The organism is Allopusillimonas soli, assembly GCF_004153445.1.
Classification (GTDB): domain Bacteria; phylum Pseudomonadota; class Gammaproteobacteria; order Burkholderiales; family Burkholderiaceae_B; genus Allopusillimonas; species Allopusillimonas soli.
Genome location: NZ_SDQC01000004.1, coordinates 174235 through 195315, shown reverse-complemented (window position 1 = coordinate 195315; position 21081 = coordinate 174235). Strand labels below are relative to the sequence as shown.

General features: G+C 62.1%; 19 protein-coding genes and 1 pseudogene. 14 read left to right on the top strand and 6 right to left on the bottom strand.

The annotated features are described in order from the left end of the window. Nucleotides 1–116: 116 nt before the first annotated feature. The 9 genes from argE (at nt 117) to ERD78_RS13700 (ending at nt 10700) form a co-directional block, all read left to right on the top strand. Nucleotides 117–1265, top strand: a complete 1149-nt coding sequence (gene argE, locus ERD78_RS13740; protein ID WP_129969891.1) for an acetylornithine deacetylase — start codon at nt 117–119, stop codon at nt 1263–1265. 80 nt (nt 1266–1345) lie between these two features. Then, entirely contained in the window at nt 1346–2959 is a 1614-nt protein-coding gene (locus tag ERD78_RS13735; protein ID WP_129969890.1) for an ABC transporter substrate-binding protein, read from the top strand. 4 nt (nt 2960–2963) lie between these two features. Continuing rightward, on the top strand, nt 2964–3935 hold the full coding sequence (locus ERD78_RS13730; protein ID WP_129969889.1) for an ABC transporter permease: 972 nt from the start codon (nt 2964–2966) through the stop codon (nt 3933–3935). A 9-nt stretch (nt 3936–3944) separates the two neighbouring features. Continuing rightward, entirely contained in the window at nt 3945–4862 is a 918-nt protein-coding gene (locus ERD78_RS13725; protein WP_129969888.1) for an ABC transporter permease, read from the top strand. Between the two features lie 13 nt (nt 4863–4875). Beyond that, nucleotides 4876–6627: a dipeptide ABC transporter ATP-binding protein gene (locus tag ERD78_RS13720; protein WP_129969887.1), complete on the top strand. Its 1752-nt coding sequence runs from the start codon at nt 4876–4878 to the stop codon at nt 6625–6627. A gap of 239 nt (nt 6628–6866) precedes the next feature. Then, nucleotides 6867–7118, top strand: a complete 252-nt coding sequence (locus tag ERD78_RS13715; protein ID WP_129969886.1) for a GlsB/YeaQ/YmgE family stress response membrane protein — start codon at nt 6867–6869, stop codon at nt 7116–7118. 126 nt (nt 7119–7244) lie between these two features. Continuing rightward, nucleotides 7245–7613: a YkvA family protein gene (locus tag ERD78_RS13710; RefSeq protein ID WP_129969885.1), complete on the top strand. Its 369-nt coding sequence runs from the start codon at nt 7245–7247 to the stop codon at nt 7611–7613. Between the two features lie 31 nt (nt 7614–7644). Further along, entirely contained in the window at nt 7645–9204 is a 1560-nt protein-coding gene (locus ERD78_RS13705; RefSeq protein WP_245152474.1) for a DUF2868 domain-containing protein, read from the top strand. After that, nucleotides 9201–10700 (top strand): DUF3482 domain-containing protein, encoded by a 1500-nt coding sequence (locus tag ERD78_RS13700; protein WP_129969883.1) that lies wholly within the window; start codon nt 9201–9203, stop codon nt 10698–10700. Before ERD78_RS13705 ends, ERD78_RS13700 begins: the two co-directional genes overlap by 4 nt. A gap of 25 nt (nt 10701–10725) precedes the next feature. Here the strand turns inward: ERD78_RS13700 and ERD78_RS13695 are convergent, their stop codons facing one another. From ERD78_RS13695 to ERD78_RS13685, 3 genes are read right to left on the bottom strand one after another with little or no spacing between them, the layout of a single operon-like run. Then, nucleotides 10726–11226, bottom strand: a complete 501-nt coding sequence (locus tag ERD78_RS13695) for a TPM domain-containing protein (RefSeq protein ID WP_129969882.1) — start codon at nt 11224–11226, stop codon at nt 10726–10728. Then, nucleotides 11227–12135 carry a TPM domain-containing protein gene (locus tag ERD78_RS13690; protein WP_371734603.1) on the bottom strand — a complete coding sequence of 303 codons (909 nt, stop codon included), beginning with the start codon at nt 12133–12135 and terminating at the stop codon, nt 11227–11229. Nucleotides 12136–12161: 26 nt separating this feature from the next. Further along, a complete protein-coding gene (locus ERD78_RS13685) occupies nt 12162–12773 on the bottom strand; it encodes a LemA family protein (protein WP_129969880.1) in 612 nt (203 codons plus the stop codon). Nucleotides 12774–12867: 94 nt separating this feature from the next. Between ERD78_RS13685 and ERD78_RS13680 the strand changes: the two are divergent. The 4 genes and pseudogenes from ERD78_RS13680 to ERD78_RS13665 all read left to right on the top strand — a co-directional run. After that, nucleotides 12868–14031 (top strand): annotated as a pseudogene (locus ERD78_RS13680) (DEAD/DEAH box helicase); the annotation flags it as partial. Between the two features lie 471 nt (nt 14032–14502). Then, the gene (locus ERD78_RS13675; protein WP_129969878.1) at nt 14503–15144 is read left to right on the top strand and encodes a LysE family transporter; all 642 of its coding nucleotides are present in this window, start codon (nt 14503–14505) and stop codon (nt 15142–15144) included. Nucleotides 15145–15201: 57 nt separating this feature from the next. Further along, nucleotides 15202–16809 (top strand): peptide chain release factor 3, encoded by a 1608-nt coding sequence (locus ERD78_RS13670; protein ID WP_129969877.1) that lies wholly within the window; start codon nt 15202–15204, stop codon nt 16807–16809. Nucleotides 16810–16880: 71 nt separating this feature from the next. Continuing rightward, nucleotides 16881–17519 carry a hypothetical protein gene (locus tag ERD78_RS13665; RefSeq protein WP_129969876.1) on the top strand — a complete coding sequence of 213 codons (639 nt, stop codon included), beginning with the start codon at nt 16881–16883 and terminating at the stop codon, nt 17517–17519. Nucleotides 17520–17613: 94 nt separating this feature from the next. Here the strand turns inward: ERD78_RS13665 and bfr are convergent, their stop codons facing one another. The 3 genes from bfr to rpoN all read right to left on the bottom strand — a co-directional run bounded on the left by bfr (nt 17614) and on the right by rpoN (nt 20165). Then, the gene (gene bfr, locus ERD78_RS13660; RefSeq protein ID WP_129969875.1) at nt 17614–18084 is read right to left on the bottom strand and encodes a bacterioferritin; all 471 of its coding nucleotides are present in this window, start codon (nt 18082–18084) and stop codon (nt 17614–17616) included. 353 nt (nt 18085–18437) lie between these two features. Beyond that, nucleotides 18438–18710, bottom strand: a complete 273-nt coding sequence (locus ERD78_RS13655) for a (2Fe-2S)-binding protein (protein ID WP_129969874.1) — start codon at nt 18708–18710, stop codon at nt 18438–18440. Nucleotides 18711–18746: 36 nt separating this feature from the next. Further along, a complete protein-coding gene (gene rpoN / locus ERD78_RS13650; protein WP_129969873.1) occupies nt 18747–20165 on the bottom strand; it encodes an RNA polymerase factor sigma-54 in 1419 nt (472 codons plus the stop codon). Between the two features lie 16 nt (nt 20166–20181). On the opposite strand from rpoN, the gene ERD78_RS13645 reads away from it, so the two are divergent. Beyond that, a complete protein-coding gene (locus tag ERD78_RS13645; RefSeq protein WP_129969872.1) occupies nt 20182–20748 on the top strand; it encodes a hypothetical protein in 567 nt (188 codons plus the stop codon). The last annotated feature ends 333 nt before the right edge of the window (nt 20749–21081 follow it).

The following is a 21081-nucleotide window of genomic DNA, read 5'->3' as shown; positions in this document are numbered from 1 at the left end:
AGAGCCGGTGACGGCTCTCGGAGGTCACGGGCCGCCGCCCACCAGGCAGTGCGGCACGCCGATGGCGCCCACACGCGCATCGGCATACCTTGCATTCACATAGGAGACACTTTGCTGTGACGCCCCAATCCCTCGAAATGATCACCAGGCTCGTCGGGTTCGACACGGTTTCACGCAACTCCAATCTTGAGCTCATCCATTACGTGAGCGATTATCTTGCCAGCCACGGCATACACAGTCATCTGGTATCCAGCGACGACGGCGGCAAGGCCAATCTTTTCGCCACCATAGGCCCCAGCGAGGAAGGCGGCGTGGTGCTGTCCGGGCATACCGACGTCGTGCCCGTCGATGGGCAGCCCTGGGATACCGATCCGTTCACCATCACCCAGAAAGACGGCCGCCTCTATGGACGAGGCACCTGCGACATGAAATCCTTCTCGGCCGTCGCCCTGGCCATGGTGCCCCATTTCCTGCAGCGAGGTATCAAGCGCCCCATCCATCTGGCACTAAGCTACGACGAAGAGATAGGCTGCTTTGGCGCGCCGTCCATGATCGATCGCCTGGTTACCGATATTCCCCGTCCGCATGCGGTCATCGTGGGCGAGCCCACCAGCATGCGCCCCATCGTGGCCCACAAGGGCATCGCGGCGCTGCGCACCACCGTCACCGGACACGAAGCACACTCCAGCCAGGTGCAGCGCGGCGTGAGCGCAGTCACCACCGCGGCGCGCCTCATCACCTTCATCGACGACATGATGGCGGAGAATCGCGAGCAGGCCGATCCCGAATGCCGCTTTGTACCGCCATACACCACCCTTCATACAGGTGTCGTCAACGGCGGCACGGCTCTCAATATCATTTCGCGCACATGCAGCTTCGTCTGGGATATCCGCACCCTGCCGGGCGACGACTGGCGCCGCTACCTCGAGCGGTTCCAGGCCTATGCCGACAGTCTGCTGCCGGCAATGCAGTCGGTATCACCAGCCGCCAGCATACATACAGAGATTCTCGCCGACGCGCCGCCGCTGCAGGATCAGGGCGGTGCGGCGCAACAGCTTGTGTTCGGGCTTTGCGGCCATGCGCATACCGATGTCGTTCCCTATGCGGCGGAAGCGGGCCAATTCCAAGAGCGCGGCTTCGAGGTCGTACTCTGCGGCCCAGGCTCCATCGATCAGGCGCATCAGCCCAACGAATATATCGACGTCTCGCAGGTCAGCGCCTGTGAGCGTTTCTTCGAACAACTCGCCGACCAACTGGCAAGCTGAATGGCGCGCGCCGCCGCCCCGACCTCGGGCCGGGCCAGTGGCCCTGCGCACTACCCCCACCAAAAGGCAGGAGACTCTTGATGAAACTGAAGCATCTGATCAGAACAACGGCGCTTGCCGCGACGCTTGCGCTTGCCATGGGCGCCGCGCCGTTTTCCCAGGCCCATGCCCAGGAAAAAGTATTCCATTATGCCTACCAGGGCGACATGAACTCCCTGGATCCCATGTCTCTGAACGAAACCTTCACGCTTGGCATGCAGGGCTGGGTGTATGAAACCCTGGCCGGCTACGACAAGAATCTGAAGCTCGTCCCCATGCTTGCCGAAAGCTGGGAAAACCCCGAGCCCACCAAGTGGATATTCCACCTGCGCAAAGGCGTCACCTTCCATGATGGTACGCCCTTCACAGCCAAGGACGTCGTGTTCTCATGGAAGCGCAGCCTCACGGAAGGGTCAGATATGAAGGGCTATGGCGCCAAGGCGTCCGAGGTAAAGGCCGTTGACGACCACACCGTCGAGGTCATCACGCCCCAGCCCAACCCCATCCTGCCCCGCGACTGGACTTTCCTGTACATCATGAGCAAGGACTGGGCCGACAAGCATCACACGACCGAGGCCAGCAACGTGAAAGGCGGCGAGAACAACTACGCCAACATGCACGAGAACGGCACCGGCCCGTTCACGGTCGCCGATCGCCAACCCGACGTCAAGACCGTCTTCGAGCGCTACGACGGCTACTGGAACAAGAACATCCCCACCAATGTGGACAAGGTGATCTTCCAGCCCATCACGCAGGAATCCACCCGCGTTGCGGCGCTGATATCCGGCGAAATGGATTTGGTGCAGCCGGTACCGGTGCAGGACTGGGACCGGCTGGACAAGGAGGACGGTGTGCGTGTGCTGAACGAACCTGAAGCACGCGCCATATTCATCGGCATGGACCAGGAACGCGACGAACTGCTGTTCTCCAGCGTGAAGGGCAAGAATCCGTTCAAAGACAAGCGCGTGCGCGAAGCCGTCGTGCTGGCCGTCGACACCAATGTCATCAACAAAAAGATCATGCGCGGCGCGGCCAAGCCGCTGGGTACGCTCATCGCCGACAAGATCAACGGCTACGACGAATCCTTTGGTCAGCCGTACAAGCCTGATGTTGAAAAAGCCAAAAAGCTGCTGGCTGACGCAGGCTATCCCGATGGTTTCAGCGTCCAGCTCGACTGCCCCAACGACCGCTATGTCAATGACGAAAAGGTATGCCAGGCCGTAGCGAGCATGCTGGCTCGCATCGGAATCAAGATCGACCTGCTTGCCCAGACCAAGTCCAAGTATTTCGGCAAGGTGCTACTGCAGGCCGGCAACAAGACCAGCATGTATTTGCTGGGCTGGACGCCCAGCTCCACCGATGCGGCCAACCCGCTGGAAAACCTTGTGGCATGCCGCGACAAGAAAGGCGCCGGCCAGTTCAACCTTGGCGGCTACTGCAACAAGGAAATCGATGCCCTGGCCGCCAAGATCGAGGTGGAAACCGATCAGGCCAAGCGCAACGAGATGATCAAGAAGGCCTACACCATGCTACGCAACGACTATGGCTATCTGCCGCTGCACCAGCAACCCATGTCATGGGGCGTGCGCAAGGGCGTGGAAGTCGCGCAGCGCGCCGATGACGTTCTGGACATCCGCAACGTCGTCATGAAGTAAGCCTATGTTCGCGTTCATCGCCCAGCGCATCGTCCAGTCGGTGTTCGTCATGCTGGCCGTGGGGCTGATCGCCTTCGGCATGTTCCGCTATGTCGGGGATCCGATCAGCAACATGGTCGGCCAGGAAACCTCGCTCGAGCAGCGCGCTGCGCTGCGTGAGCGGCTGGGCCTGAACGACCCCTTCCTGGTCCAGTATGCGCGTTTCATCGGCAAGGCTGCGCAGGGTGATTTCGGTGTTTCATACCGGCAGCGGCGCCCTGTGAGCGAGCTCATCGAAAGCCGGCTCCCCGCTACACTGGAGCTGTCTTTCGTATCAGCCGTCATTGCGCTGTTTCTGGGCATCCCCATGGGCATCTATACGGCGCTCAAGCGCAAGGGCCTGCTCTCTCGCGGCTTCATGACGCTCTCGCTCATTGGGATTTCGCTGCCCACTTTCCTCATCGGCATTCTCATGATCCTGTTTTTCGGGGTCATATTACGATGGCTGCCCAGTTTCGGAAGAGGAGAGGTCGTTGACCTGGGCTGGTGGACGACCGGGCTGCTGACCCGCAGCGGATGGGCCTCCATCATCATGCCCGCCTTCACGCTCGCGCTCTTTCAGATGACGCTGATCATGCGGCTGGTGCGCGCCGAAATGCTCGAGGTCATGCAAACCGATTTCATCAAGTTCGCCCGCGCGCGTGGCCTGCCCGAACGCATGATCAATTTCCGACATGCGCTCAAGAACACGCTGGTGCCGGTCATTACCATTACCGGTCTGCAACTGGGCGCCATCATCGCGTTTTCCATCATCACCGAGACAGTCTTCCAATGGCCCGGCATGGGGCTGCTATTCATACAGTCCATCGGCGTCGTCGATATTCCAGTCATGGCGGCTTACCTGCTGCTGATCGCATTCTTCTTTGTCATCATCAACCTGATCGTCGATCTGCTCTACTTCGCCGTCGACCCGCGCCTGCGCGTGCAACGAAACTAGCATTCCGATATGTCCCAGAACGTTCTGACCCGCGCATACCGAAGTGACATTTTTTATAGCTTCAGTCATTCACCTACGGCCATTATTTCGGCGATTGTCGCGCTGATCATCATCCTGGGCGCCGTGCTGGCCCCCTGGATCGCACCGCACGACCCGTTCAACCTGGCCACCATCGACCTGCTCGATGCAAACATGCCCCCCGCCTGGAGTCCCGACGGCGACCCCCGTTTTCTGCTGGGTACCGACGACCAGGGCCGCGATCTGCTGTCCACCATCATGTACGGTTCGCGCATCTCGCTGCTGGTCGGTTTTGCATCGGTTCTGTTCTCCCTGGTCATCGGCGTATCGCTCGGATTGATCAGCGGCTATGCGGGCGGGCGCACCGACAGCATCATCATGCGCATCGCCGATGTGCAGCTCTCATTTCCCGCGATTCTCATCGCGCTGCTGATCGACGGCATCGCGCGCGGGCTGCTGCCGCGCGATCTGCACGACAGTCTTGCACTGTACGTGCTTGTCTTTGCCATCGGCATTTCGGGTTGGGTGCAATACGCCCGCACTGTGCGCGGCGCCACCATGGTCGAACGCAACAAGGAATATGTTCAGGCGGCGCGCCTCATCGGCATGCGCCCCTTCACCATATTGCGCAGGCACATCCTGCCCAATGTCATGGGACCTGTGCTTGTCATTGCCACCATACACCTTGCCATCGCCATTATTACCGAGGCCACGCTGTCCTTTCTGGGGGTCGGCATACCCCCCACATCACCGTCGCTGGGCACGCTGATACGCATCGGCAACAGCTACTTGTTCTCGGGCGAATGGTGGATTTCCATCTTCCCGGGCATTGCGCTGGTTTTGCTGGCGCTGTCGGTCAACCTTCTGGGCGACTGGTTGCGCGACGCGCTCAATCCCAAGCTGCGCTAAAGGAAACGGTGCCATGGCCTTGCTCGACATCGAAAACCTAAAAATTGAATTTGCCAGCCGACGCGGCCGTCTCGTCGCCATCAACGACGTGTCGCTGGCGCTGCAGAAAGGCGAAATCCTTGGGGTGGTGGGCGAATCGGGCGCCGGCAAATCCACCATAGGCAATGCCGTCATCGGCCTGCTCGAGCCGCCAGGCAAAATGACCGGGGGCCAGGTGCTGCTGGATGGCGAACGGATAGACCAATTGCCGCCTCCCGCTTTCCGCAAGGTGCGCGGACGCCGCATCGGCATGATTTTCCAGGATCCGCTCACCTCGCTCGACCCGCTGCAGACCATCGAGCAGCAACTGGTCGAAACCATGCAGGTGCATCTGCAGTTGACGACCCAGCAGGCCCATCAGCGCGCCTTGAGTCTGCTCGAAAGCGTAGGCATAGAACAGCCCGAACACCGCCTGCAACAATACCCGCATCAGTTCTCGGGCGGCATGCGCCAGCGCGTGGTCATCGCCCTGGCCCTATGCTGCGAACCCGAGGTCATCATTGCCGACGAGCCCACAACAGCGCTGGACGTGTCCATCCAGGCACAGATACTGGACCTGCTGCGCGTGCTGTGCAAGGAAAAGCAGGTTGGCATGATACTCATCACGCACGATATGGGCGTAATTGCGGAGATTACCGACCGTGTTGCCGTGCTTTACCGCGGCCGTCTCGTGGAGCAGGGGCCGACACGGCAGATACTCAGCGAGCCGCAGCACCTGTATACCAAGAGTCTGATCTCCGCCGTACCGCGCTCGGATATCAAGCTGCGCCGCTTTCCCATGGTGACCTACATAGAGGATGTGCAGGCGCCGGCCGCCAACGACAATATCGACATCGCCTCCGGCTGGCTGAAAGAGCGGCGCGATTTCGGCCAACCCACCGGGCGTCCGCTAATCAGCGTGGATCAGCTCGGAATGCGTTTCATACTGCGCAACTCCATGTTCAAGCGCCGTCGCATCACGCTGGACGCCGTCAAGGACGTCAGCTTCGACATCCAGGAAGGCGAGGTCTTCGGCCTGGTGGGCGAATCGGGGTCGGGCAAGTCCACCATTGCCCGGTTGATCGCCGGTCTGTATCAGGCCACGCACGGTTCGGTCGTCTTCGACAATGTGAATGTCACGGACCTGAAGGATCACAAGGCGATGAATGTCTTCCGCCGGCAGATTCAGATGGTTTTCCAGGATCCCTTTTCATCCCTGAACCCGCGCATGCGCATTCTGGACATTGTCGCCGAGCCCATCCGCTTTCATCGGCTCGCACGACGCGAGGCCGATGTGCGGCGTATCGTCGGCGGGCTGCTGGATTATGTCGGACTGGGTGAGCGCGCTTTGTTGCGTTTTCCCCACGAATTCTCGGGTGGCCAGCGCCAACGCATCTGTATCGCGCGCGCGCTGGCCACCCGGCCGCGGTTTCTTATCTGCGACGAACCCACCTCGGCGCTGGATGTGTCCATTCAGGCACAGATTCTGAATCTACTCAAGGAGTTGCAGGAGAGTCTCGGGCTGACCATGCTGTTTATCAGCCATGACCTGCCCGTCATACGCCAGATGTGTGATCGTGTCGGCGTAATGCGACACGGGCAACTGCTGGAAGTGGCGCCCACCGAGACACTGTTCTCGACACCAGAGCACGACTACACGCGACATCTGCTGTCATTGATGCCCACGCTGGATTATCTGTCCCGGGAAGGCCTGGAATTGGAGCCGGCGCAGGCCGAGCCAGCCTGATCGCATCGGAAAGTGCGCGCACAAGCCTGCGCGCGCGGCATTTTCGCAACGTCTTGACACGAATTCCATCACTGGGTCACGCTATCGAAACGGTAGCGATCCTATGATGGCCCTGCAGGGAGGCGGATCTGATGGATGGAGCCGCCATGGTCGGCACGCATATTGTAGAAAGGCAGGGATCGTCCATGCAGGTCGTCAATATGCATGCTTTCATCTGATATTCAAAAGGAAACAAGGCTATGGGTATCATCAGCATGATCATCGTGGGTTTCATCGTGGGTCTGATCGCGCGAGCCATCATGCCGGGCGACCAGAAAATGGGCATCATCATGACCATCATTCTGGGTATCATCGGCTCCGTCGTCGCGGGCTATCTCGGACAGGCGCTGAATCTTTACCAGCCGGGCGAAGGCGCGGGATGGATAGGATCCATCATCGGAGCCATCATTGTCCTGTTTATCTACGGGCTTATTGTCAAGAAAAGGGCCTGAACACGGGCGGTCGATCCGCCTGGATAAGACGGCCGGCTTGCCGGCCGTTTTCTTTTGACCCTCAACCAAGGCGCAGGCTGCTGCCGATACAATAGGCGCATGCACGCAGCCCTCCCGGAGGACGCCATGAGGCAACACGCCAACGCACAAACTTTCACCCCCAGCCGATTTTGGCGAAAACTGGGTCCGCGCGCGGCCGGCATAGGCCGTGCCACATTGGAAAAGGCACTTTACCTCTACTACGCCGCGCAGAGCCCGAGAACCCCCAAGTGGGCCCGGCGCGTCATGTACGGCGCCTTGGGCTACTTCATCCTGCCCCTGGATGCCTTGCCCGATCTGGCACCCATTGTCGGGTACACCGATGACCTGAGCGTCATGGCCGCCGCACTGGTCACCGTGGCGTTCTACATCACGCCCGAGGTCAAGGCCCAGGCGCACGAGAAGCTGGATAAATGGTTTGGGCCGCGCAAGGCGGGCGAGCCTGCGGATGCCTGAGCGGAATTCCCCGACTGTCGCGGTTTCCCGAATGCGCAGCCACTGGCTTGCCGAGACGATACGCCTGCGCGAATCACTGTGGGGGCCATTGGAGGACGGCAGCGAAACGCGCCGCGCACGCGCCGCCGGCGGAACATTTGCCGACCGGCTGCTATATCGGGCGCAGTTGCTGGGCGGGCGCGAAAAATTGGACACCGTGCTCGACCGCTGGACGGCCATGGCGCGCCTGTCCCTGTTCATCATGGCCGTTGCGGCGGTGATTGCGGGAGGCGCTGCCGCACTGGGCGCACTGGGCGATGGCAACCGGTCGGTGAATATCGTGATGGCATTGGCCACGCTGCTCGGCCTCAATCTGCTTACGTTTCTGTTCTGGCTGCTTAGCTTCGGCGTGTCTGCCGGCAGCGGCGCGGGGGCATGGCTGGGGGAATGCTGGCTGTGGCTGACGCGGCGCCTGGCGCGCGGACCCGATGCCGCCTTAGCACCGCGAGCGCTGATCGAACTCCTGGACAGAGAACGCAGCCTGCGCTGGGCGATGGGCGGCATCAGCCATGCACTGTGGATACTGGCGCTGGGAGCCGCGGTGCTGGTCATGCTCGCGCTGCTGTCTGCGCGGCGCTACGGCTTCAACTGGGAAACAACGCTGCTTACGCCCGACACCTTTGTAGACCTCACCCGCATGCTGGGATGGCTGCCGGCGCGCCTGGGTTTCCCAACACCCACTGAGGCCATCATTCGCGCCAGCGACGGCCTGCAGACGCTTCCAGCCTCCGCTCAGGCGCTGTGGTCTGGATGGCTGATAGGCTGTCTGGTGGTCTACGGCCTGCTGCCGCGCCTGGCAGCCCTGACCATAAGCCTGTGGATGGTGCGCATGCGAATGGGGGCGATCACACTCGACCCCACCTTGCCGGGCCATGCCGAACTGCGCGACCGCCTGATGCCGGCCAGCCTGCCCACCGGTGTGGACAGTGCCCCCACGGATGGCTACCAGACCCGCATTACCGCCCCCCAGGTGTCGGGCATCCCGCCCGGCCAGGCCCTGCTGATCGGGCTGGAGCTGCCGCCCGACACGCCCTGGCCGCCGTCCGCGCTGCCGGCAAGCGTCATCGATATGGGCATGATAGACAGCGGCGCCCAACGCAAACGCCTGCTCGATAGCCTGCAGGATGCCGCACCGGCGAGGGTGCTGCTGGGTTGCGATGCGGGGCAGACACCCGATCGCGGGACCATTGCATTGATCGCGGAGATCGCAGGGCTTTCCGGGACAAGCGGCATCCTGCTTTGCGAGCGTGCGTCCGGCGGCGCAAGTGCAAGCCGGGGCGAACCGGCACCAACGCCCATGGCGTCTCATGCCGGCGAGGCATCGCGCGCTGGTGCATGGCGCGAGCGCCTGGTCGCCGCCGGCTTCGAGCCTGAGCGCATCCACGCCCATGCGGATGCCGCAGTGGCATGGCTGGCGGGTACGGTGAGCCCGCCGGACGACACATCGGGCACGGCAGCGGAAAACGCCACGCCCGCCTTCCCAGACATTTCCGCGCCGGAGCGCACCGCGACACGGGCCCGCACAACGCCGGGAACGGGAGCATCGTCATGAGCGATGCACAGAGCGCCGCTGCGCCGGCCGTCGACAACCAGGCATTGAAGCTCGCAGTGGTCGGACATACGAATACCGGCAAGACCTCTTTGCTGCGCACACTTGCGCGGGATCCTGGCTTTGGGCAAGTGCAGGACAGCCCAGGCACCACCCGCCATGTTGAAGGCGCCAGCCTGCTGGTCGATGGCCGCCCGGCCGTAACGCTGTATGACACGCCGGGCATCGAAGACAGCATCGCCCTGCTCGATTATCTGGAGCAGATCGCACCCGCCGCATCGCGCCTGGATGGCCCCGAACGCATACGCCGCTTTCTGGACAGCCCCGAGGCGCACCGCCGTTTCGAACAGGAGGCTCGGGTGCTGCGCAAATTGCTCGACAGCGACGCGGGCCTGTATGTGGTCGACGCCCGCGACCCCATACTTGGCAAGCACAAGGATGAACTCACCATCCTGGCCAGTTGCGGCCATCCTTTGCTGCCTGTACTCAATTTCACGCACAGTCCGCAGCAAAGGCTGTCGCAGTGGCGCGAGGCCTTGGCACGCCTGGGCCTGCATGCCATAGCTGAATTCGATACAGTCGCGCCCGCGCTGGACGGCGAAGCGCAGCTTTATGACAAGCTCGCGCTGCTTCTGGATGGCCATGCGGCGCTGCTCCGGGAAATCAGGGACGAGGTGGCGCAACAGAAAAGTCAGCGTCACAAAGACGGGCTGCGGCTGATTGCCGAACTGCTGGTGGACGCCGCCGCATGGCGCATTGCCTGCGAGCCCGACCAGGAAAGCGTGGAAGCCGCCGCCCAGAACCTGCGCAGGCAGGTACGGGACCGGGAGACAGCCTGCGTGCGCTCGCTGCTCAAGCGCTACAACTTTTCGCAACGCGATTTCCCGGCCCATGCCCTGCCGCTGGAAGGCGAGCGATGGGGCATGGACCTTTTTCATCCGCAGGCGCTGAAGGATTTCGGTGTCCATGTGGGCAAGGGGCTTGCGGCCGGCGCCATGGCCGGCGCCACGCTGGATGTCTTCACAGCGGGGCTCAGTCTCGGCGCGGCAACACTCCTCGGCGCAGCCGTCGGTGGACTGTGGCAGGGCGCCGATAAAATCGGCAAGCGGGTCATGGGCAGACTGCAGGGTTATCGGGAGATCACTGTAGACGACGCCGTGCTGCGCCTGCTGGCATTGCGGCAACTGGCCCTGCTGCGCGCGCTGGAACGGCGCGGCCATGCCGCCCAGGCACCCATTGAACTCGAGGCCGCGGCCGATGAAAACACGCCCACCGCGCCTGCCCCGCAGGCTGGCCAGCCCGCCCCCAGTACGCGGGATCTCTCGCCGGGCTGGCAGTCCGGCCGCCTGCCCGACGAATTGCAGGAAGCGCGAAGCCAGCCGCAATGGTCCACGCTGTCGGGAAACTATGAAAACTCATCACGCCGCAAGCAGGTCGTGCAGGCCTTGACCGCCCGTCTCAGCCATCCCGCAAGTGGCGCAGCCGCACAAGACGCGTAAAGGCAAAGCCCCCTACGCAGTGAAATCAGAGCAGGACGGGACGGTCGGGAAGATCGTTGGGATTGGCCGTCTCGCCATCCAGAGGGCATGCCTGACCCAGAACGGCTTCGATTTCATCGATGGCGGACAGAATGCCAGCTTCGTAATCGCGGATGCGCAGGCGGTCTTGAAGGCGGCCGCAGATCGGGGCCCACTGCGCGTCCGCACCCTGAACGCCGCGATCCGCAATAATATGAATGACCCGCCTGTCTAAAGCCAGATAAAGCAGTACACCCGTATTGCCCGGCGTATCCCAGACACGCAGCCGACCGAACACCTCCAGCGCGCGCAAGGCGCTGTCGGGCTCGTGAACCGGGCTGCTGGCCTCTATGGCGAGCATGAGTTCGCCCGCATGACCGGTTTCCGCCTCGCGAATGCGTTTCGCCACGCGCGCCAGCATGGCTTCATTGAAATGCCGACGCCGCAGCCATTGCCCTTCCAGGCTGGCCCAGCCCGTGACTATCTTGAATTTCGTGATGGCACGCATTTACCAGCTCCCTGAGGCGCCGCCGCCCCCGCTGCTGCCGCCACCTCCGCCGCCGAAGCCACCGCCGAAACCACCGCCCCCGCCGCCAAAACCACCACCGAAACCGCCGCCAAAGCCTCCCCCGATACCCCCTATGACGGCGCCGCGACGCGCCGCCCGGGAGCCACGCCGACGCGTGCGCGCGCCCATGCCGCGGCCAATATGGCCCAACATGAAGGCGACGACAGCCGCGCCAAAGGACAAAGGCACGCTGGTAAACAGGCCATAGACGAAAAGGCCGATGGCAATGGCCGCAAACATGGGCGGCATGACCATGCTGATGAAAGCCAGGGGCAGCAGCATCCCCAGCGGGCCGCCATCGGACGACGCGGCTGGCCGGCTCGCGGGTTCGGGCAGCGTCTCGCCCTTGACCAGCTTGACCAGGCTGTCCACGCCGGCCGTCACGCCGCCGCTGAAGTCGCCCTCTTTGAAGCGGGGAGCGACCTGTTCGCGGATAATGCGACCGGCCAGCAGGTCCGGCACGGCGCCTTCCAGGCCGTAGCCGACTTCGATACGCATATGATGGTCGTTCTTGGCAACAACGAACAGAATGCCGTCATCCACCTTCTCGCGCCCGATGCGCCACTGATCGAATACCCGGCGCGCATAGCTTTCTATGGTGTCTTCGCCCGTGGTGGACACCATGAGCACCGCAATCTGGGCGCCTTTGTCCTGCTCGAGCGCGCCAAGCTGCTGTTCAAGCCGGGATCGCGTCGCGGCATCGAGCGTGCCGGTCTGGTCGGTGACCCAGCTTTTCAGCTCGGGCACGGGTACCTGCTGCGCCCAAACCGCGGAAGTGGCGGACAGCAGGGCGCCGAGCAGGCATACCCGCAGCAGGACGGCCAGGCCACGGCAGGTACGGCCAAGCATCGTGGCGAATGGCGCGCAGCACGCTGTCATTGCTTCTCCGGTTCGGGCAGCGTGAATTTGACTTCGGGATCACGCGTGATGTCGGCCTGCCGATCCATGCCATAGTTTTCCATGGTGTGATAGCCAAAGATCTTGGCTGTGATCAGCGTGGGGAATTGCCTCACCACCAGGTTGTAGTCGCGCACGGCCTGCACATATCGGCCGCGCTCGGTGGCGATGCGGTTCTCCGTGCCTTCGAGCTGCGTCATGAGATCGCGGAACAAGCCATCGCTTTTAAGCTGGGGGTAGTTCTCCGACACAGCGATCAACCGCGACAGCGCCGATGACAATTCGCCCTGGGCCTGGGTGAAACGTTGCATGAGTTCGGGATTGTCGAGGTCCTCGACTTTGACCTGGACGCTGCCCACCTTGGCCCGGGCCTCGGTCACCTGCGTGAGCACGGCGCGCTCGTTCACCATGTAGGCATTGACGGAATTGACTAGCTTGGGCACAAGATCGGCGCGGCGCTCATACTGATTAAGCACCTGCGACCAGGATGCCTTCACTTGCTCGTCAAGACGCTGGATTTCGTTGTAGCCGCAGCCCGCAAGCAGCACGGACAGTACTGGCGCCATGAGCAGAAGGAACAGTCGTTTCATGAAAGCAATCCCGGAGTGATGATCCCCGAATTACAACAGTGACGCAGCGCAAAATCAATGGCCAAGGTTTCCCTATCCCGGCGCGTCGGCTACAATGGGTGACTGTGCATCCTGCCAATCGATGCACCGCAGCAGGCCGTCCGGCCACGCTCTTGGCTTTTTCGCCATCAACCACTTGCATCGTCTGCCTGGATTGGTATCTCTCGACTCGAGCGATAGGCTGTCGCTGGAGTCATTCTTGAATACCCAAACCCACTTTGCCTCGCTCGGCCTGGCAGAACCCCTTTTGCGTGCTGTCGCCGACACCGGCTATACGCACCCCACACCCATACAGGCTCAGGCCATTCCCCAAGTCATGCAGGGCGGCGATCTGCTCGCCGCGGCGCAGACCGGAACAGGCAAGACGGCCGGCTTTACGCTGCCCATTCTGCATCGCCTGCTAAACAGCCCCGCCAAATCCCGCAAGCCGGGCCAGCCGCGGGTACTGATACTCACGCCCACCCGCGAACTGGCAGCCCAGGTCGAGGAATCCGTCCGCACATACGGAACGCACACCAGCATCCGCTCCATGGTCATGTTCGGCGGCGTCAATATCAACCCCCAGATCAACGCGCTGCGCAAGCCGCTGGATATCCTCGTGGCCACGCCCGGCCGCCTGCTTGACCATGCCCAGCAAAAAACCGTAGATCTGTCCGCGGTCGAAATTCTTGTGCTGGACGAAGCCGACCGTATGCTGGACATGGGCTTTATCCGCGACATTCGGCGCGTGCTGGCGCTGCTGCCCAAGACGCGGCAAAACCTGCTCTTCTCGGCCACATTCTCCGACGAGATCCGCACGCTGTCGCGCAGTGTGCTGAACGACCCGGCCGAGATATCGGTGGCGCGGCGCAATACGGCATCCGAGCTTGTGTCGCAAAGCGTGGTCATGACCGAACAGTCCCACAAGCGCGATCTGCTCAGCCACATCATCCGCGAGAGCGGATGGCATCAGGTGCTGGTGTTCACCCGCACCAAGCATGGCGCCAACCGCCTGGCCGAGAAGCTGGTCAAGGACGGTCTGTCCGCAGCCGCCATCCATGGCAACAAGAGCCAGGCTGCCCGCACTCGCGCGCTGGCTGGTTTCAAGGAAGGCAAGGTCGCCGTCCTGGTGGCTACCGATATTGCCGCGCGCGGCATCGACATCGACCAGTTGCCCAATGTTGTCAATTTCGAGCTTCCCAATGTGCCCGAAGACTATGTGCACCGTATCGGGCGCACGGGTCGCGCGGGTACGCCGGGCTCGGCCATGTCGCTGGTCGATCGCTCCGAGATCAAGCTGCTGACGGCCATCGAGAAACTCATCAAGCGCCCCATCGACCGCACCACCATCGAAGGCTGGTCGCCAGACATGGTCCGTGCCGAACCGGCACATCCGCGCGATGCCCAGCCACGCGGCCGCCAGGAACGCCCACGGCGCGATGACGGCGCACATTCGGGCCGGCGCGCCGCATCCGGTCGGCAGGGAGAGGGCGCCGGCCGCAATGCCGCGCGCTCCGGCGCCCCCGCCAATGCGGGCCAGCGCAATGCAGGCGGACGCTCGGCGCCACAGGGGCAACGTGACCGCCGCGGCGCAGGCCAGGGCGACGCGCATGGCCGCCAGGCCAAGCCCGCCGGAGCGCCACACGGCGCCGCGCCCCGCTCCGCGCGGCCGGCAAATGTCCAGCGGGCTGCATTGCTGGGCAAGTAAGCCATGTCGTTTGCCACCTGGCTCGCTTTTTTCGCGGCCTCCTGGGCCATCTCGTTCTCACCGGGCCCGGGCGCCATATCCGCTATGGCCTCGGGCCTGAAGCATGGCTTTCGCCGCGGTTACTGGACCACCTGTGGGCTCGAGATCGGCCTGCTGATCCAGTTTCTTGTCGTGGCGGTTGGCCTGGGCGCGCTGCTCGCGGCCTCCGAAGTGGCCTTCGGCGTTGTCAAATGGCTGGGCGTGGGCTATCTCGTGTACCTGGGATGGCGCCAGTTCCGCACCGACGCCGCACCCGTTCCCGTCGCGGCGGCAAAAGGCGGCCATTTCCATGTCCGCGAACTCATTGTGCGCGGATGCCTCGTCAACATCACCAATCCCAAGGGCACGGTCTTTCTGCTGGCCGTCGTGCCGCAGTTCCTGGATCCTGGACGCCCCCTCGCGCTGCAGTACGTCACCATAGCCGCGACACTGGTGTTCACCGACCTGGTCGCCATGGGCTTCTATACCTCGCTGGCATCCCGTCTGCTGAAACTGCTGCGCAGTCCTCGCCACATACGTTGGCTCAATCGCGGCTTTGGCGCGCTATTCATCCTGGCCGGCACCGCGCTGGCCACACTCAGCCACCATGTCGACGATCCGTCATAGGCGGCACAGGACCGCGGCATGCCGCTTTCCTGCCGCTCCACACGTTAAAATCCCTTCATGAGTATCAAACAAGAAGTCGAACGACGCCGCACCTTTGCCATCATCTCCCATCCCGACGCCGGCAAGACCACGCTCACGGAAAAGTTGCTGCTGTTCGCAGGCGCCATCCAGATCGCCGGCAGTGTCAAGGCGCGCAAGGCCAGCCGACATGCTTCTTCCGACTGGATGGAAATCGAAAAACAGCGCGGCATCTCCGTGGCATCGTCCGTCATGCAGATGGAATACCGGGACTGTGTGATCAACCTGCTTGACACCCCCGGGCACCAGGATTTTTCCGAAGATACCTATCGCGTGCTCACCGCCGTCGATGCCGCCCTGATGGTCATAGACGCCGGAAATGGTGTCGAACCCCAGACCATACGCCTGCTGCAAGTCTGCCGGGCACGCAATACGCCCATCATCACCTTCATCAACAAACTGGACCGGGAGGTCCGTGAGCCGCTGGACCTGCTTTCGGAGATCGAAGGGCATCTGGGCATGGATGCCGTGCCTTTCTCCTGGCCGGTGGGCATGGGCAGATCGTTCGGCGGCGTATTCGACATCCGCCGCAATCGCATGCGGGTGTTCCGCGCAGGCCAGGAACGGCGCGACAACCATGACGAACTGATCGAAGGCCTGGACAATCCGGCCATCTCCGCGCGCTTCGGCGATATGTTCGAGAAGGCCCGCGACGAAATCGAACTCATCCAGGCTGCCGCACCCGCCTTCGATCATAAAGCCTTTCTGGCCGGCAAGCAGACGCCCGTGTTCTTTGGTTCGGCCATCAACAATTTCGGTGTGCAGGAGGTTCTGGATGCGCTGGTGGACCTGGCGCCGCAGCCGGGGCCGCGCGAGGCCTTGCAGCGCCCGGTGCAGCCCGACGAGCCGAAGTTCAGCGGCGTGGTCTTCAAGGTGCAAGCCAATATGGACCCAGCCCATCGCGATCGCGTGGCTTTCGTGCGTGTCAGCTCCGGCCGCTTCCAGCGCGGCATGAAGCTCAGGGTATCGCGCACCGGCAAGGAAATTCGACCGAACAATGTCGTCTCCTTTCTATCGCAGCGCCGCGAGCTGCTGGACGAGGCCTATGCCGGCGACGTCATCGGCATTCCCAACCACGGCGTTCTCCAGCTCGGCGATGTGCTCACCGAAGGGGAGCAGCTGCAGTTCACCGGGCTGCCTTTCTTTGCGCCTGAACTGTTCCAGGCCGTCGAAGTCAAAGATCCTTTGCGTACCAAACAACTGCGCATAGGCCTGACCCAGCTTGGCGAGGAAGGCGCCATTCAGGTGTTCCGCCCCGAGGTCGCCGGCGGCGCATTGCTGCTCGGCGCGGTTGGCCAATTGCAGTTTGAGGTTGTCGCCCATCGGCTCAAGACGGAATACGGCGTCGACGCCCGCCTGATGCCCTCGCGTTACAACATGGCACGTTGGTTTACAGCGGACGACCCCAAGGTGCTGCGAAAATTCATGGATTCGAATGTCGCAAACATCGCCTACGATGTCGTCGACGCACCCGCCTTCCTGGCCAGCTCGCCGGCTCAACTGCGTGTCGCCCAGGAGTTGTTCCCCGACATCGTCTTTCATACGATGCGCGAGCATGGCGGCCAGGTGTTCGCAGGCAATGCATAGCGGCACACCAGGCGCCCATCCTGAAGGCGCCTGGTCGTATACACTGCATATTCCCGGTTAAGAGGATAACGATGTCCTGGCGTTTGATTTTCGCGGTTTTGCTGATTGGTCTGGGCGCATCAGCCTGGGGTGGCCTGCAGCTTGGCGAGTGGCTGGTGGCGCACGGGCCGGTGGCGCCCACACCGCCATCCCACCCCGAGCTGGCCGAAACCCCGCTGCTGGATGCCAATGGCCTGCCCTACACGGCCCGGCCCCCCCAACCCCTGGTTAACGGCCAGCTTGGTGTGCCCTCGGAGCCGACACAGGTCGCCTGGCATATTCCCGACCTGACTGAAGACGAAATCATTTCCAACCCTTCCATTCATTTGGCCACGACGACCATCAGTATGGACGAGGCCGAGGCGCTGGCGGGGCAAGGCGAACTGGGCCTTCGCGGCATCGGAGATGCCGGCGGCCTTATGGGCGCGGCCACGACCGTGCCGCCCAATGCACCGCTACAGCCGGTCGAAATGGCACCGCCGCCCCCACCGCCGCCTCCCGTCGCCACAAACAACCAGGCCTGGCAGGCAAGCCTGCGGCAGGATCTGCAGGCATGCAGTGCCAAGGGGTTCTTCGATCGACCCAGTTGCGCCTGGGCCGCGCGCAAGAAGTACTGCGAGCCCAACAATGCTTGGGGCCGCGTGGCCGACTGTCCGGCCAAGTCTTTCTAGTATGCCGGGCGCCAACATGTGGCGCCCGTATCCGCAGGAATGCGGGATGGCACCCGCACTCCTGCTCGTCAATGCAGCCGCACGGCTGCAGATTTTATTCGTCCATCTGCGATTGCAGATAATTCTGCAAGCCCACCTTGTCGACCAGCTCGATCTGCGTTTCCAGCCAATCGATATGCTCTTCGGTGTCGTTCAGGATGTCTTGGAACAGATCGCGAGAGACGAAATCCCGCACCGATTCACAGTAGGCCATGGCCTCTTTCACCGTGGTTTGGGCGCCCGATTCCAGCTTCAGGTCACAGGAGAGGATCTCGGGCACATTCTCGCCTATCATGAGCTTGTGCAGGTCCTGCAGATTGGGGAGCCCATCCAGCATGAAAATACGTTCGATAAGCCGGTCGGCGTGTTTCATTTCGCCGATGGACTCATCGTATTCATGCTTGCCCAGCTTATTCAGCCCCCAATGATTGAGCATGCGGGCGTGCAGGAAGTATTGATTGATGGCCGTCAACTCGTTCTTGAGTTGCGCATTCAGATATTGGATGACTTTGGTATCGCCCTTCATGACCGTGGCTCCTGTGCATGTTCGTTTCGTATCCGGCAGACGGCTCGATTGCCGCGCTGCGCCATGCCATAAGACTACCACGTAAGAAGGCCTTTTACATCCTTAATCATTATTTAAAATCAAGCACTTAGAAAGAAAACTGCGGAATAATATGAGAATGAGAATGACTCGGTTTTTATGATTTTGAGACACACAGGCCCGCTAACATGCGCCTCCCGGGATGAATCGCGCACGGCATGTGATGAAAAAGAAGGAAAAACGAGGAAAAAAAGTGGCGGGAAATCGAAGCTGGCGCGACCGCCGTCATATGAAACAAAATATGACGGTCACGGCAGGAACTGCGGGAAGTGGGCTCAGGCGCGCCGAATGGCGACCTCGACCATGACTTCCACCTGGAGGGGATCGTTTGCCGCATCGCCGACACGGGTGGGGGTGGACTCAGCCAGCACGACCGCATTCGGATCGTAGCGTCCGCCGGGCAGGTACTCTGACGCGGTTTCTGCACAACAGCCGCAGCAAGAAGCAACCCCGAGTTGCCCCTGAAGATCGGCCAACGATGACGCGCCCTCTGCCACCGCCGCCTGGACCTGGCGCTCGGTAATGGCGTTACAGATACAAATGAACATGAGAATAATTATCAAGCCGATTGCAAAAAAAGGCAATCAGGCTTTTGTAACGTCATGTCCCTGCACGGCGGCGCGTGCCTTGCGCAGAATGGCGGGTTCAATGCCCGCGGCCTCGCGATACTTGGCAACGGTGCGGCGTGCAATGACCACGCCCTGTTGGGAAAGGTGCTTGGCAATCTGATTATCCGAGAGCGGCTTACGCGCCGGCTCATCCTGGACAAGCTTGAGGATAAGCGCCTTTACGGCGGCGGCGGACGTGCTTTCCCCATCTTCTGTTGCCACGGCGCTGCCAAAAAAATACTTGAGTTCGAACACGCCCCACGGCGTCTGGGCATACTTCTGGCGGGTCGCCCGGGAAATCGTGGATTCATGCAGCGCCAGCTCCAGGGCTATATCGCGCAGGACAAGCGGCTTCAGTGCGCCGACGCCTTGCTCGAAAAAAGCCGCCTGCCTGTCCACAATGGCCTGTGCGACCCGTGCGATGGTGACAAAGCGCTGATGCACGCTTTTTATCAGGCCATGCGCCTGCTGCAGCTGCGCTTGCATGGCCTCGGAGCCTGGCGCTTTATCCAGCAGATTCTCATACACGGGATTGACGCGCACCCGAGGCAGGACCAGCGGGTTGATGCTGGCGCGCCAGTGTCGCCCGACCTTGCGCACCACTACTTCGGGATTGACGTAATCGGCGGTGTCCATGGACCAATTGCGGGCGGGCCTGGGCTCCAGGCTGAGCAGCAGGGCATGAGCAGCGTGCAGGGTGTCGGCATCGCAGCCTATGGCGGTCCTGAGACGGGTCAGGTTGCCGGTTGCGAGCAGCGCCAGATGATGGGCGATGATTTCCTGGGCACAGGCCCGTACATGCGGCGCCAGCCCATGCTCCGGCGATTGCGCGCGCTGTGCCAGTTGCAAGCCCAGGCAATCGCCCAGCGAAGTGGCCCCCACTCCGGGCGGGTCAAAAGACTGCAACAGGCGCAAAGCGGCCTGCAGCTCGTCGCGGTCCACCTGCAGCTCGGGCGGCAGGCAGGCCTCGATTTCCTCCAGCGGCGTGGGCAGATAGCCGTTGCCGTCCAGTTCGTCGATCAGCACGGACACAAGCGCACTATCGCGCGGCCCGGCCCGGGTCAGACGCAGTTGGCGCCGAAGATGGTCCTGCAGCGTCTCGGCGAGCGCCGCTTCGGGCCGCACAGACTCGTCGTCGGCGCCGCTCGCACGGTTGGATAAACCCAACACGGTCCAGTGGTCTTCCGGCCCTGGACCCTGTGCGTCTACCGTCTCGGCGGCAACGGTGTCATACTCTTCCTCACGTTCGAGCAACGGATTGTCAAGCAAGGCCTGCGCCACTTCCAGTTCGAGCTCATGCATGGGCAGCTGCAGAAATCTTATCGATTGCTGCAGCTGGGGCGTCAGCGCAAGTTGCTGATGCTGACGAAGCTCTAGAGACTGACGCGATTGCATAGATAAAATACCGGGTATGAAACAAACCACACTGCAACAACAGCCCAGCAGCGAAGATCACGCCCTGCTGCGAAACACGCTCCTGAAGCTGACCGCCACCCAGAAAATCGTCTGCGTGGTCGTGATCGCGGTCGTCGCCCTGATCTGGTACGACCTGCTCAATCGCGTCATAGCGTTCGGGCAGGGCATAGATTACAGCGGACTGCACGCCCTGGGCGTACAGGCTGTCGCGCTCATCCAGGAATACAATCCCTTTTTCTGGTGGGCCATAGTCGCCTTGTGCACGCTTATTATTGCCTATTTTCTGTATAGTTTCGTACAGGGCACCCGCCAGAGCGTACGGGCCAAGCTCGTGGACGAGCCGACCATCGCCATGCTGGTCAGCCGCCTGTCCGAGCCGGCGCTCGAAGTGCTGCGGTGGGCCTGGCACGACCACCGTGACCCGGTCACTGTGGGCGATCTGCAACGCGCCGCCAATGAAATGCGCAGCGGACGCGCAGGCAAGATCGAGCTGGCCCGCCATCATGCCGCGCTTCTGAAAACGGCCGAGCCCGAGCCGCCGGCCCAGCGGCAGGCACCCTGATTCCGTACCGGCTGCCGCGTTCCACCGGCCGCTGGGCTTGCCAACAGCCCAAAAATATGGTGGACTAACGGCTATGAACACCGGACACCCCGTTTCCAGCACCTGTACCCGCGGCCTCGCCGCGATGGTCGTGCGTGTCCGCGTCATGTCCTCCTCCTCGCTTTCCCTCCTCGCACTATCCCTGCTGCTACCGACCGGTTGCCGGGCCTAGCGTCGCGTGGCAGTTCGGCAGCCGTTTCCCGCCACATTTCTCCTCATCGTCATATTCCACCCATTTTTTGGTATGCGCCATGTACCGCGCCACTGACGATGCGGCACGACCCGAATTTTCAG